The organism is Janthinobacterium sp. JF4 (genome assembly GCF_059617925.1).
Genome location: NZ_JCAQAV010000024.1, coordinates 21247 through 34577 on the forward strand (window position 1 = coordinate 21247; position 13331 = coordinate 34577).

A 13331-nucleotide genomic window follows, 5' to 3' on the forward strand; every position below is an offset into this window, starting at 1 on the left:
TATGACCGGCACCCTGTACCTGATCCCCAACCACCTTGGCCTGTCCGAAGGCGCAATCGATCCGCTGGCCCACCTCATCCCCGAACAGGTGCGGCACATCACCTCGCAGCTCGATTATTTCGTCGCGGAAAATGCCAAGACGGCGCGCGCCTTCCTGAAACTGATCGGCAACCGGCACCCGCTGGCCAAGCCGCTGCAGGAAATCACGATTTCAGAACTCAACGTAAATACCCCGGCGCAAGCGCTGGCCGGCTTGCTGGCACCCCTGCTGGCGGGCCGCGATGCGGGCCTCGTGTCGGAAGCGGGCGTGCCCGCCGTGGCCGACCCGGGCGCCGACCTGGTACGCCTGGCGCATCAGCACGGCATTAAAGTGCGCCCGCTGGTGGGACCGTCGTCGATCCTGCTGGCCGTGATGGCCAGCGGCTTGAACGGCCAGAGCTTCGCCTTCAACGGCTACCTGCCCACGGACGCGGCCTTGCGCGCCAAGCGCATCAAGGAACTGGAAGTGCGTTCGCGCACTGAAAAGCAGACCCAACTGTTCATCGAAACGCCCTACCGCAACGCCGCCATGCTCGAAGCGCTGGTGGCGCAATGCGCGCCGTCGACCCTGATCTGCGTCGCCACCGACCTGAGCCTGGACACGGAAAGCGTGCAGACGTGGAATGGCGGGCAATGGAAGAAACAATTGGCCGCCGGCAAAGCGCCGGACTTCCACAAGAAGCCGACCGTGTTCTTGCTGCTGGGACAGTAAACGACAAACGCCACGGACATATTATCCGTGGCGTTTTACTTTATTCCACTACGACAATCACTACACCCGACGGGTTCCGGTATTCTTCTGCCCGCCCTTGCCCGTTTCCAATACGAACTTGGCGCCATCGTCGCGGCCCAATACCTTCACCAGGTACGGCATGACTTCGCGCAACATCGGCTCCAGCGTATACGGTGGGTTCAGGATGAACATGCCGCTGCTGTGCAAGCCGAAACCATCCGGCGACGGCGTGTTGACCGTCAGGGTAACGTGCAGCCAGTCCGAGCTGGGCAATTGCTTCAGCTTGTCGGCGAACTGGCGCGATTCCATGCGCTGCAGCACCGGGTACCAGACAGCATACATACCGGACGGAAAGCGCACGAGGGCGTCGGCCAGGGTGTCCTTGACCTTGCGGTAATCCATCTTGTCTTCATAGGGCGGGTCGATCAGCACCAGCGCGCGGCGCGATGGCGGCGGCAGCAGGGCTTTCAGGCTCTGGAAGCCGTCGGCCTTGGTGATGAGCACGCGCTTGCCGCGCACGGTCGGACGCTCGCCCTGGGCCAGCGCATGCGCCTCGACCTTGCGGAAGTTGTCAGCCAGAATCTTGGCATCGGCGGGATGCAGCTCGAACAGGCGCAAACGGTCTTGCTCGCGGCTGACCTTGTCGGCGCAATACGGCGAGCCCGGGTAGTAGCGCATCTTGCCGCTCGGATTCATTTCCTTGATCAGCTTCATGTACTCGGCCAGCGAAGCCGGCAGGTCCGTGCGGTCCCACAGGGGGGCGATGCCCGTTTCGTACTCGGCATTTTTCGAGGCATAACCACCGTCGAGCGCATACACGCCCGCGCCGGAGTGGGTATCGATATAACTATAGGCGGTATCTTTTTGATTCAGATATTGCAACAACTGAATCTGCACATAATGCTTCAACACATCGGCGTGATTACCCGCGTGAAAGGCGTGGCGGTAACTCAACATAAGCTGGCTAATTCCATAATAAAAATAAACAAAGGCGGTGGCGCTGACACCGGGCAGGGCATGAAAACAGACTGGAGGGGGTCAGGCTGCGGGGCCAGGAAACAGCATGGACCAGCGTAATCAGCGCGCAATAACCCGCATTATCCACCAGAAAGGTGGATTGCATCAAAAAACACCCATAAACAAGCGCATGCATTCTCGGGACTGTGGTGGCCGGGCGCGGTAGAATACGCGCATCGGGCGCCCCGCGCCCATCCGCCTACTAATCAGATACGAGCATGCACAGCCTGACCCTCACGACCGATAACCGCGCCGACGTCGCGGCAGCCCTGGCCGGCCCGCGCTGGACGGTGGCTTGCCTGTGCGCGCTGTGGTGCGGCACCTGCGGCAGCTACCGCGCCACGTTCGAGGAACTGGCCGCGCGCCATCCGGACACCGTCTTCGTCTGGGTCGACATCGAAGACCAGGCCGACGTGGTGGGCGACCTCGACATCGACAACTTCCCCACCCTCTTGATCCAGCGCGAGGACAACGTGGCCTTCTTCGGCACGGTGCTGCCCGACGGCGGCCTGGCGCACCGCATGGTGCAGGCGCAGCAGGCCCTCAGCGGGGATGAACTGGCGGCGCTGGCCAGCAGCACGCAGGAGCGGCGCGACTGGCAGCGCGACTGCAATCTGCGCAACCTGCTCGCCGCCACCCTGGCGTAATAAATATCAGGCCAGGCGCAGCGGCAGGCTGCGCAGCCTTTTCCCCGTCAAACTGAACACGGCGTTGGCCACGGCCGGCGCAATCGGTGGCGTACCGGGTTCGCCCACGCCTTCCGGGTGTTCGGCGCTGGCGATGATGACGGTTTCCACCTCGGGCGCTTGCCCCATGCGCAGCACGGGATAGTCGTGGAAATTAGCCTGCTCGGCCTTCCCCTCCTTGAAGGTGATTTCGCCGCCCAACGCCGCCGACAGACCGAACAGCACGGCCGATTCCATCTGCTGGGCGATGATGTTCGGATTGACGGCGATGCCGCAATCGATGGCGCACACCACGCGCTGCACGCGGATTTCTCCGTTTTCCACGGACACCTGCGCCACTTGCGCCACGATGCTGCCAAACGACTGGTGCAGGGCCACGCCGTGCGCATGGCCGGGCGGAGGACTGCCCGCCCTGGCGACGGCCGCGTCGAGCACGGCCAGGTGGCGCGGATGCTTGCGCAGCATGGCACGGCGGAAGGCGATGCCGTCCTGCCCCGCCGCGTGCGCCAGTTCGTCGATAAAGCTTTCCTTGAAAAAGGCGTTGTGCGAGTGGCCCACCGAGCGCCAATAGCCGATCGGCACGGGGCTGTCGGCGATCACGTGGGCGATGCGCTGGTTGGCGATTTCATACGGCATGTCGAATTCGCCTTCGGCCGTGGTCTTGTCCGGTCCCGCACCGGGCAAGCCGAAATTGCGCTGCAAAAACTGGTGCGTGATGGAGCCGCTGACGGATTTATTGTCCCAGGAAGCGATGCGGCCGTGCTCATCGAGGCGGGCCGCAAAGCGGGCCAGCGCGGCGGGACGGTACATATCGTGCTGCGTATCCTGTTCGCGCGTCCACACCAGCTGCACGGGCGCGCCGCCGCACTGCAGCGCGATGGCGACGGCCTGGGCGATCATATCCACTTCCAGGCGGCGGCCGAAACCGCCACCGAGCAGCAGCACTTCGATCGTCACATCCTTCGCATCGACGCCGGCCACTTTCGCCGCCACGTCGACGGCGATGCCGGGCGCCTGCGTCGAGACCCACAGCATCACCTTGCCATTTTTCACCTGCGCGGTGCAGTTGACGGGTTCCATGGCGGCGTGCGCGAGGAACGGGGCGCGGTACTCCGCACTGACCTGCCGCATGCCCTGCACGGCCTTGCTTTCCACCTCGCCGCTGGCGTGATACGCATAACCGGCTTCGCTATCGAGCAGGCGGGCAAACTGCGCATACACGCCGGCGCTGGACAAATTCGCCTGCGGGCCCGCCTTCCACTGCGTCGGCAAGGCGGCGGCCGCCTGTTTCGCGCGCCACCAGGTGTCGGCCACCACGGCGGCACACGAGACGCTGCGCTGCGCCAGGTGCGGCGTCAGGTCCAGCACTTTTGTCACGCCAGGCATGGCCCGCACGGGGGCCGCATCGAACGCGGCCAGGGTATCGCCCAGGCGCGGCGGCAGATGCAGGGCCGCATACAGCATGCCGGGCGGACGCGCATCGATACCGAAACGCGCGCTGCCATTCACTTTGGATGGCGTATCGCGGCGCGGCGCCGGCTGGCCGATCAGTTTGAAATCCCTGGGCAGCTTCAGCACGGGCGTGCCCGGATCGATGGCGGCGGCGCGCTGCGCCAGGCTGGCGTAGCTGGCGCGCCGTCCGTCCGGGTGCAGCACTTCGCCATTTTCCGTGCGGCACTGCGCAGCCGGCACCTGCCACAACGCGGCGGCGGCACCCACCAGCATGGCGCGCGCCGACGCGCCCGCTTCGCGCATAGGGCCCCAGCCATCCTTCACGCTCGACGAACCGCCCGTGACGATCACGCCCAGTTCGCGCGCCGCCTTGGCCACCGTCCACTGGGCCAGCGCCTTTACGCGGCCCTGGTCGTCCGGGTGGAACGGCAGGCTGTCCTTGAGCATGGCGACATTACCGAAGATTTTATCCATGGGCGCCTGCATCAGCTTCACGCTGTTCAAAGGCACGTCGAGCTCCTCGGCCACCAGCATCGGCAGGGCCGTATGCACGCCCTGCCCCATCTCACTGCGCGGCATGGCCAGGGTCACCGTGCCGTCCGTGCCTATGGCCAGCCAGCCGTTCAGTGCCACGGCGCCATCCTGCAGGGGCAGCGGGGCGCTGCCATGCAGGCGCTGGCGCGGCGGCAGCACGCCCCAGCCCAGCACCAGGGCGCCCACGCCGGCCACGCCGAGGCCCAGGCCGCCGAGCAGGAAACGCCGGCGCGACGTGGTGTGTTGTCCGCTCATGAGAACTCCCCTATTTAATTAGTCATCGATCCAGCGCTCCAGCATATCCTGCGCCAGCACCGGACGGCTATAAAAATAGCCTTGCGCGAGTTTGCAGCCATGGCGCAGCAGGAAGGCGGCCTGCTCTTCGGTCTCCACGCCTTCGGCGATCACCGACAAGTGCATGCTCTTGCCCAGCTGGATGATGGCAATCGCGATCGCTTCGTCATTGACGTCGGTCGAAATATCCTTGATGAAGGAGCGGTCGATCTTCAGCGTCTGCACGGGCAGCTGCTTCAGATACGCGAGCGAGGAATAACCGGTGCCGAAATCGTCGATGGCCAGGCCCACGCCGATGGCGTGCAAGTCGTTGATGAAGCCGAGCGCGTCGCCCGTGTTCATGATCACCGACTCCGTCACTTCCAGCTGCAGACGCTGCGGCTCGAGGCCCGTTTCCTTCAGGATGGCGGCCACCATGCCGGCGATGCTGCCCCGCTCGAACTGCTTTACGGACAGATTCACGGCCATCTTCGGCACATGCAAGCCCTGCGCCTGCCAGCGCATCATCTGGCGGCACGCTTCGTCGAGCACCCATTTGCCCAACTGGTTGATGAAACCGCTGTCTTCGGCCAGCGGGATGAAGCGCGCCGGCGGCACCAGGCCCAGTTCCGGATGATTCCAGCGCACCAGCGCCTCGACGCCGACCAGGCGGCCCGTGTCGATTTCCACCTGCGGCTGGTAATTCAGGAACATCTCGTTTTTCTCGATCGAGCGGCGCAGGAAGGTTTCCAGGCGCAGCCGCTCGACGCCCTCGCCCGTCATCGACGGCGCATAGAAGCGGTAGCCATTGCGCCCGCGCGCCTTGGCCTGGTACATGGCCACGTCGGCGTTGCGGATCAACATGTTCAAGTCCAGCGCATCGTCCGGATACAGGCTGATGCCCACGCTGCAGGTGACGAACAGTTCATGGCCGGCCACCGTAAATGGCTGGTCGAACATGGTCATCAGCTTTTCCGCCACCTGCGTGGCGCCGTACTCGCCGTCGACGCGTTCAAGCAGCACGATGAACTCGTCGCCGCCCAGGCGCGCCAGGGTATCGCCTTCGCGCAGGCGGGCCGCGAGCTGGCCGGCCACCTTTTGCAGCAATTCGTCGCCGACATGGTGGCCCAGGGTGTCATTGACGTTCTTGAATCGGTCCAGGTCGATGAACAGCACGGCCAGTTGCTCGCCGTCGCGCGCGGCGCGCAGCAAGGCATGCTGCAGGCGGTCGTGGAACAGCAGGCGGTTCGGCAGCGCCGTCAGCGGATCGTGGTGGGCCATGTGGTCGAGCTTTTCCTGCGATTCCCTGATCAGCGTGATGTCGCTGAACACGCCCACGTAATGGGTGGTGGTGGCGTGCGTGTCGCGCACGGCGCTGATGGTCAGCCATTCCAGGTAGACCTCGCCGTTCTTGCGCTGGTGCCAGATTTCGCCGCGCCAGAAACCGCTGGCCTTCAATTCGTTCCACATGGCCTCATAGAACGCCGCGTCGTGGCGCGCCGAGCGTGTCAGCGAAGAATGCTGGCCCACCGCTTCAACTTCGGCATAACCGGTGATCTGCGTGAAGGCGGGATTGACGGTGACGATGATGCCGCTGGCATCGACCACCATCACGCCATCGGCGATATGTTCGAGCACGGTGGCCGACAGGCGCAGTTTTTCCTCGGCTTCCTTGCGCGCCGTGATGTCCGCATACACCCAGATGCTGCCTTCGTTGGGGCGCAGCGGATCGAGCGCGCAGCCGCTGACCAGCGCCCAGAACAGGCTGCCGTCGCGGCGCCGGTACTGGCGCTCCTCGCTGAAATCGCCGCCCGTGGCCAGGGCAGGATACTGGCGCTCGCCGGCCGCCTCGAAGTCATACGAGGTCATGAACACGATGGCGGTAGAACGGCCCGTCATCTCGGCATGGCCGTAGCCGAACAGTTCCTCGCAGCGGCGGTTGACGGAAATGATGCGGCGGTGGCGCACGAACATCACGCCGAACATCACATTGTCGAGAATCGCGCTCTGCTCCGTCAGCAGCGCTTCGATGCGCATCTCGTGGTGCTTGCGCTGGCTGATGTCGGCAATGATGCCATCGACCCAGATGACGCCCTGCTCGCCCGCCTGCGGCTGGCCGTTCTCGGCCACCCAGCGCTCGATGCCGAAAGCGTCGATGATGCGGTATTCCAGCGCATACGGCCGCACCTCGGCCACCGCCTGGCGCACGGCGCGGCGGTGCTCGCGGCGGTCTTCCGGACAGATCAGGTCGGCCCAGGCATGCGTGCTGCCGCGCATGAACTGGCGCGCCGAATAGCCGGCGATGTCTTCAATGGCATCGCTGACGAAGTCGATGGGGCCGTCGGGCCGGTAGCGGAAGACGGCGCCCGGCACCTGCGTGACGATGGTGCGGAAACGTTCTTCGCGCTGGCCCACATCCTCGAACAGCTGGCCGATGGCCGCGCGCATTTGTTCGAGCTGGGCCGTCAGGCGACCCAGCTCGTCATTGCTGTGCGAGGCCAGGGGCGTGTCGAAATCCCCGTGCGACAGGCGGTCGGAAAAGCGCGTCAGGCGGCGCAGGGGTTTGAGCAGGCGGCGGTTCAGGAACAGCACGATCAGCGCCATCGACACGGCCAGCTGCGCACCCAGCACGAAAAGATAGGACATCTGCTTTTCGCGCAACTCCTGCTGGCTGCGCGCATCGTCCATCTCGACGACGACGTGGCCGATGCGTTCGCCGCGCACGAGGATGTCGCGCCCGGCGCGGTACAGATTGCCCACGGGCCGCTGCGGCGCCTGCAGGCGGATGAATTCCGTGTCGCCCTGCCCCAGCACCTTCACCAGCAGCACGGAACGGTCGCGCATCACCGATTCGACCAGCGAATGGGCCGATTCCGCATTCATGTTCCACAGCGACTCCTGCATGCCCAGCGCCAGGATGTCGGCATTGCGCTGCAAGGCCTCGTTCAGGCTGGTGCGCGCCGACTCTCGCTCGTGCACGCCGACCAGCACATAGCTGCCGAAGGTGGCGGGAACGACCAGACCGCCAAACACCACCAGCAGCAAGGCGCCATAGATCGACGAGCCGTACAGCACACGCAGGCTGGCGCGCAGGCGCTGATAAGGTGAATTAAACATGCGGCAAGAGGGCAACAGGGATCAGGCGGGCGATCATTGACTTTACAGGGGAATCGGGTGGTCAGGCGGGAAGAAACTTTATCAGGAGCAATTATGCATGGAAAAAGCGGGAAAAGTCACCAATAAACACGCGCCAGCGACTCCCTCATGTCATATAGACAGGGTTGAAAAACCACACGCGGGCCGGCGCGCCCGGCCGGCGCCAGCAGAAAAACGCGCAGCTTGCTATCATCGCGCCACTTTACCTAGAGGAACCACCATGACCTTCTCCATCTACTCCGCGTCGATCCCCGTCTTCAAACAGATCCTGGGCAGCCTGGCCGCCATCCTGGACAAGGCGGAAACGCATGCGCAAGACAAGAAAATCGACCCGAACGCCCTGCTGCAATTCCGCCTGTTCCCGGACATGCTGCCATTCGTGCGCCAGATCCAGATCGCCACCGACTTCGCCAAGGGCTGCGGCGCGCGCCTGGCCGGCGTGGCCGTGCCGCCGTATGAAGACAGCGAACAGAGCTTTGCAGAACTGAAAGCGCGCATCGTGAAAACCATCGCCTTCCTGGAAAGCCTGCCACAAGCGGACATCGACGGCAGCGAAACGCGCGCCATCACTACCGGCAGCGGCGAAAAGACCAAGCACTTCACGGGCCAGACCTACCTGTTCCACTACGCGCTGCCGCACTTCTTCTTCCACGCGACGACGGCGTACGACATCCTGCGCCACAATGGCATCGAAGTGGGTAAAAAGGATTTTATTGGTAGTTACTAATCGTTAGCGTCAACAGTACCGGGGTCAGACCCTCAATGCCACTCACACAAAAGTCATCGCTGACATGTGAGGGGGTCTGCCCCCAGCCCTTGCCGTTGGGTTAAATCAGGTATTCCGGCGCGGATACCCTTGAGAAAGAATCCGCACCCACACCACTTCCTTCTCCTCATCCGTCATCGACACCCAGTGGGCCACTTCCACCACGCTGCGGCCGCAGCCGCGGCAGATTTCATCGAAGGTCGTCGAGCACACGGCCACGCAGGGCGTATCGGGACGCGGCGGCAATTCCTTGTCAGCCATCAGGACACCTTCGGCAAGCCGAGCTTTTCCCAGCCTTCGGTGCCCAGCGCTTCCAGGGTGGCAATATTCTTGTCAAAAATTTCCGACGCTTCCGGGAACGCCTCGACGGCGCGCGCTATGCTGTCTTCGCGCAGCAGGTGCAGGGTTGGGTAGGGCGAGCGGTTGGTGTAGTTGCTGATGTCGTCCTCGAACGTTTCGGCGAACTGATAGTTCGGGTGGAAACTGGCCACTTGCAGTTCGCCGGCCAGGTGCATGTCTTCCACGGCCGCGTCGGCCACATCGAGGAACTCGTTGTAGTCGAGGAAATCGTTCAGCGTATACGGATGGATCAGCAAGGTCGTATCAATCTGCTCGGGATCCGTGTCGGCCAGGGTTTGCAGCTCGTCCATCAGCATCGCCAGCAGATCTTCCGGATTGCCCGATTCGCACACCACATAGCGGATCTGCTTCTTGACGTGCACGGCCTTGGCAAACGGGCACAGGTTCAGGCCGATCACGGCCTTTTCCAGCCAGGCAACGGTATTGGCGATGATGACGGCGTTGTCGTCATCGTGACGCGGCGGGGTGTTCATATGCAAGACTCTCTATCAATAAGGCGGCCGGCAGCCGAATGGCCGGCCAAAGCCAAATTGTACGCACTCTTTGCGCAGTCTCATACCGGACGGCTGCCAGGCTTGCGCCAGCCTCATCGCCATGTATGCTATAACAGCGGCCGAATCACGCATTGGGCAAATTAAATTTGCAATAATGACAGCATTTGTGAATGGAAACCCTGCCGTTTCCCACTTATTGCCGCTTATTTCCTGTCATCATGCTGACATAATTCTTGACTCCTGCATGTGGATATACGTACACTCGCAGCTTGATCATGGGTCTGTCCGATGTTTCTCCGACGACAACAATGGAACACTATGCACGAAAACTCCTTTAAATCTACCGTCCTGGCGGCGTTGGCCCTGGCGCTTGCGCCCGCCCTCAGCCAGGCGTACGAAGCCGGTGTTGAGAGCGATAACGCGCCAGTCGCTGCAACCACACCTGCCCTGATCCCGATGACCGCCCAGGTCACGGCGAAACTCCCCACCCTCGACAACCGCCTGCAAAAGACCGACCGTCTGCTGAAAAATCTCAGCGACAATTCCGATCCGCTGCGCGAAGCCGACGTCTGGGGCCGCATCCGCAGCGGTTATGCGATTCCCGACATCAACAACCAGCTGGTAGCGAACCACGTCAACTGGTACGCCACCCGCCCCGACTACATCGCCCGCACTACGGCGCGCGCCTCGCGCTACATCTTCCACGTGGTGCAGGAACTGGAAAAGCGCGGCATGCCGACGGAACTGGCCTTGCTGCCGTTCATCGAGTCCGCCTTCAACCCGCAAGCATTCTCCAGCGCCAATGCAGCCGGCATGTGGCAATTCGTGCCCGCCACGGGGCGTGACTTCAACCTCAAGCAAAACATGTTCAAGGACGAACGCCGCGGCGTGCTGACCTCGACCGATGCGGCATTGACCTACCTGCAACGCCTGTATGACATGTTTGGCGACTGGCAACTGGCGCTGGCCGCCTACAACTGGGGCGAAGGCTCGGTGCAGCGCGCCATCAAGAAAAACCAGGCGCTGGGCAAGCCGACCGACTTCGAAAGCCTGGCCGACCTGATGCCGGCCGAAACGCGCAATTACGTGCCGAAACTGCAGGCGGTGAAAAACATCATCGCCAATCCGGCCCAGTTCGGCCTGACCCTGCCCGTGGTCGACAACCAGCCATACTTCACGGCCATCGACAAGACCAGCGACATCGACATCACCGTCGCCGCCCAGCTGGCCGAGCTGTCGATGGATGAATTCAAGGCCTTGAATCCGCAATTTAACCGCCCCGTCATCATCGGCGGCGAAAAGACCAAGATTCTGTTGCCGCAGGAAAACGCCGCCAAGTTCACCACCAACCTGGCGCAATGGGGCCATGCCTTGTCGAGCTGGACCACGCACAAGATCACCAATGCGCGCGAACGCATCGAAACCCTGGCATCGAAATTCGGCACCACTGCCGACGTGCTGCGCCAGGCCAACAATATTCCCCAGCGCACCAGCCTGCGCGCCGGCTCCACCATCCTCGTGCCGAAAACCTCGGCCACGATGAACAAGGACATCACCCAGGAAATCGCCGACAGCGCCACCATGCTGCTGGAAGCGGACCGTCCGGAACGGGCCGCCAAGGCATTGCGCCGCGCCGCCAAGGGTGGCAAGGTGCGAGCCGCGCCAATTTCCCTGGTGAAACCGCGCATCCAGCGCGGCGGCGGCAACAGCCGGGCAAAAGCGCGCCACTGATCGCCTGAGTTGTATTGACGCACCTCACCGGCCGCCACAGCTTTGCTGTCGCGGCCGGTTGCACATCCGCCCACCCATCCAGACAGGAGTCGCCATGGCTTTCTTGCAAGGCAAAAAAATCCTCATCACGGGCCTGCTGTCGAACCGTTCGATTGCCTATGGCATCGCCAAGGCTTGCCACCGTGAAGGCGCCACCCTCGCCTTCACCTATGTGGGCGAACGCTTCAAGGAGCGCATCACGGAATTTGCGGCAGAATTCGGCAGCGAACTGGTATTCGACTGCGACGTTTCCAGCGATGAACAGATCAGCGCCGTCTTCAGCGACCTGGCGCAGCATTGGGAACATTTGGATGGCCTGGTCCACGCCATCGGCTTCGCGCCGCGCGAGGCGATCGCCGGCGACTTCCTCGACGGCCTGTCGCGCGACAGCTTCCGCATCGCGCACGATATTTCCGCCTACAGTTTTCCTGCCATGGCCAAGGCCGCCCTGCCCCTGCTGCATCCGGGCGCTTCGGTCCTGACCCTGACCTACCTGGGTGCCATGCGCGCCGTGCCCTATTACAACACCATGGGCCTGGCCAAGGCCTCGCTGGAAGCGTCCGTGCGCTACCTGGCCGAATCGCTGGGCCCGCGCGGCATCCGCGCCAACGGCATCTCCGCCGGCCCCATCAAGACCCTGGCCGCGTCCGGCATCAAGGATTTCAGCAAACTGCTGGGCTTTGTGGCCGAACACGCCCCGCTGCGGCGCAACGTCACCATCGAGGAAGTGGGCAACACGGCCGCCTTTTTGTTGTCCGACCTGGCCTCGGGCATCACGGGCGAGATTACCTACGTCGATGGCGGTTTTTCGCAAGTGATGGCCGTCAATCCCGAAGTAGAGTGATGCGGTGATGGCCGATATCTTTCGGCTGTCACATGACAACCGAAAGATGTTGACATACATTCGAGACATCACATGGCGCGCTCCTCGCACCCGAAGAAAGAAATCGAAGCGGCGCCGCGCCACGCGGAAAGCCAGGGCTGGAGAGTGGAAATGGGCGGCAGCCATGCCTGGGGGAAAATATATTGCCCCTACAATGACGGCGGCTGCCGCTGCGGCGAATTTTGCATCGCCTGCATCTGGCGCACGCCGAAAAATCCGGGCAACCACGCGCGCGCGATCTTGCGCGTGGTCGATAACTGCACGTTGAATAAGCTGATGCACGACTGCATGCAACGCAAGTCCAGGGGATAGCCATCATGGATTACATCTTTACGCTCAAGTACCGACTGCCCGACCACGAACACGACCTTGGCGCGCTTGCCGAACGCCTGGGCAGCGGCGGCTGCGACGATGCCCTGGCCGGCATCGGCCAAGCGGGACGCCTGGCGCTGGAATTCACGCGCGAGGCCAGCAATGCCAGGGAAGCACTGCTCAGCGCCCTGGCCGACGTCAAAGCCATCGTGCCCGAGGCGGTGCTGGTCGAGGCCTCGCCCGACCTCGTGGGCCTGACCGACGTGGCGCAGGTGCTGGGCCTGTCCCGGCAAAACCTGCATAAACTGATGAGCAAATACCGCCACAGCTTCCCTGTGCCCGTGCATGAGGGCAGCGCCACCATCTGGCACCTGGCCGATGTGCTGGCGTGGCTGCATGCCAAGGGCACGTATCGGCTCAAGCGCAGCCTGGTCGAACTGGCGCAGGTAACCCGGCAAATCAATCTGGCCAGGGAAACGCGACAGGCGCCGCCGCTGCCCGCCGACATCGTGGCCATGCTCAATTAACCGGGCAAAATCTACGTATTCCTACTTATTTCACATAGGAAACATGAGCAAAACGTGGTAGGACTTTCGTTTCTTCCCATTTAGCCCGTGCAAAACGGCATCAAATACGATATAGTGTCGTTGTGCGCTGCAATATGTTCCCTTGAAGCGATGGCAACACCGCAGTACTGCACTACAAACTTAGCAGCTTCGCAAGCCTTAGCGCATCCACAGGATGCCGCTTATAAAGCCCTCCCGCCTTGTGTGTCGCACCTGACACCGTCCCGGCGCAAAGCTTTTGTGCCGAAATTTCTTTCTAGTTGAGTCATTTCGTTTTGGTTGGCGTTGCT

General features: G+C 62.7%; 12 protein-coding genes. 7 read left to right on the top strand and 5 right to left on the bottom strand.

Annotated elements, in window-relative coordinates:
* The first annotated feature begins 1 nt into the window (after nucleotide 1).
* The gene (locus tag AC54AF_RS17580; RefSeq protein ID WP_496637564.1) at nucleotides 2–751 is read left to right on the top strand and encodes an SAM-dependent methyltransferase; all 750 of its coding nucleotides are present in this window, start codon (nucleotides 2–4) and stop codon (nucleotides 749–751) included.
* Between the two features lie 60 nt (nucleotides 752–811).
* Here AC54AF_RS17580 and AC54AF_RS17585 read toward each other — a convergent pair whose 3' ends face one another.
* Nucleotides 812–1729 (bottom strand): 23S rRNA (adenine(2030)-N(6))-methyltransferase RlmJ, encoded by a 918-nt coding sequence (locus AC54AF_RS17585; protein WP_034749665.1) that lies wholly within the window; start codon nucleotides 1727–1729, stop codon nucleotides 812–814.
* 278 nt (nucleotides 1730–2007) lie between these two features.
* Here AC54AF_RS17585 and AC54AF_RS17590 point away from each other — a divergent pair, with 278 nt between their 5' ends.
* Complete coding sequence (locus AC54AF_RS17590) at nucleotides 2008–2436, top strand: thioredoxin domain-containing protein (RefSeq protein ID WP_131686242.1); 429 nt, start codon at nucleotides 2008–2010, stop codon at nucleotides 2434–2436.
* A 6-nt stretch (nucleotides 2437–2442) separates the two neighbouring features.
* On the opposite strand, the gene AC54AF_RS17595 is transcribed toward AC54AF_RS17590, so the two are convergent.
* Together AC54AF_RS17595 and AC54AF_RS17600 are read right to left on the bottom strand one after the other, a co-directional pair.
* Complete coding sequence (locus AC54AF_RS17595; protein ID WP_496637565.1) at nucleotides 2443–4716, bottom strand: xanthine dehydrogenase family protein molybdopterin-binding subunit; 2274 nt, start codon at nucleotides 4714–4716, stop codon at nucleotides 2443–2445.
* 18 nt (nucleotides 4717–4734) lie between these two features.
* Entirely contained in the window at nucleotides 4735–7851 is a 3117-nt protein-coding gene (locus tag AC54AF_RS17600) for a sensor domain-containing protein (protein ID WP_496637566.1), read from the bottom strand.
* A gap of 259 nt (nucleotides 7852–8110) precedes the next feature.
* On the opposite strand from AC54AF_RS17600, the gene AC54AF_RS17605 reads away from it, so the two are divergent.
* Nucleotides 8111–8617: a DUF1993 domain-containing protein gene (locus tag AC54AF_RS17605; RefSeq protein ID WP_034779265.1), complete on the top strand. Its 507-nt coding sequence runs from the start codon at nucleotides 8111–8113 to the stop codon at nucleotides 8615–8617.
* A gap of 105 nt (nucleotides 8618–8722) precedes the next feature.
* Here AC54AF_RS17605 and AC54AF_RS17610 read toward each other — a convergent pair whose 3' ends face one another.
* Both AC54AF_RS17610 and AC54AF_RS17615 read right to left on the bottom strand, forming a co-directional pair.
* Complete coding sequence (locus tag AC54AF_RS17610) at nucleotides 8723–8917, bottom strand: DUF1289 domain-containing protein (protein WP_070255368.1); 195 nt, start codon at nucleotides 8915–8917, stop codon at nucleotides 8723–8725.
* Nucleotides 8917–9489 carry a DUF1415 family protein gene (locus AC54AF_RS17615; protein WP_131686240.1) on the bottom strand — a complete coding sequence of 191 codons (573 nt, stop codon included), beginning with the start codon at nucleotides 9487–9489 and terminating at the stop codon, nucleotides 8917–8919. The genes AC54AF_RS17610 and AC54AF_RS17615 overlap by 1 nt, the downstream gene beginning before the upstream one ends.
* 339 nt (nucleotides 9490–9828) lie before the next feature.
* Between AC54AF_RS17615 and AC54AF_RS17620 the strand changes: the two genes are divergently transcribed.
* The 4 genes from AC54AF_RS17620 (at nucleotide 9829) to AC54AF_RS17635 (ending at nucleotide 13002) form a co-directional block, all read left to right on the top strand.
* Nucleotides 9829–11241, top strand: a complete 1413-nt coding sequence (locus AC54AF_RS17620) for a transglycosylase SLT domain-containing protein (RefSeq protein WP_496637567.1) — start codon at nucleotides 9829–9831, stop codon at nucleotides 11239–11241.
* A 94-nt stretch (nucleotides 11242–11335) separates the two neighbouring features.
* The gene (gene fabI / locus AC54AF_RS17625) at nucleotides 11336–12124 is read left to right on the top strand and encodes an enoyl-ACP reductase FabI (protein ID WP_496637568.1); all 789 of its coding nucleotides are present in this window, start codon (nucleotides 11336–11338) and stop codon (nucleotides 12122–12124) included.
* A gap of 72 nt (nucleotides 12125–12196) precedes the next feature.
* On the top strand, nucleotides 12197–12475 hold the full coding sequence (locus AC54AF_RS17630; RefSeq protein WP_496637569.1) for a hypothetical protein: 279 nt from the start codon (nucleotides 12197–12199) through the stop codon (nucleotides 12473–12475).
* Nucleotides 12476–12480: 5 nt separating this feature from the next.
* Nucleotides 12481–13002, top strand: a complete 522-nt coding sequence (locus AC54AF_RS17635; RefSeq protein WP_496637570.1) for a helix-turn-helix transcriptional regulator — start codon at nucleotides 12481–12483, stop codon at nucleotides 13000–13002.
* Nucleotides 13003–13331: the final 329 nt, after the last annotated feature.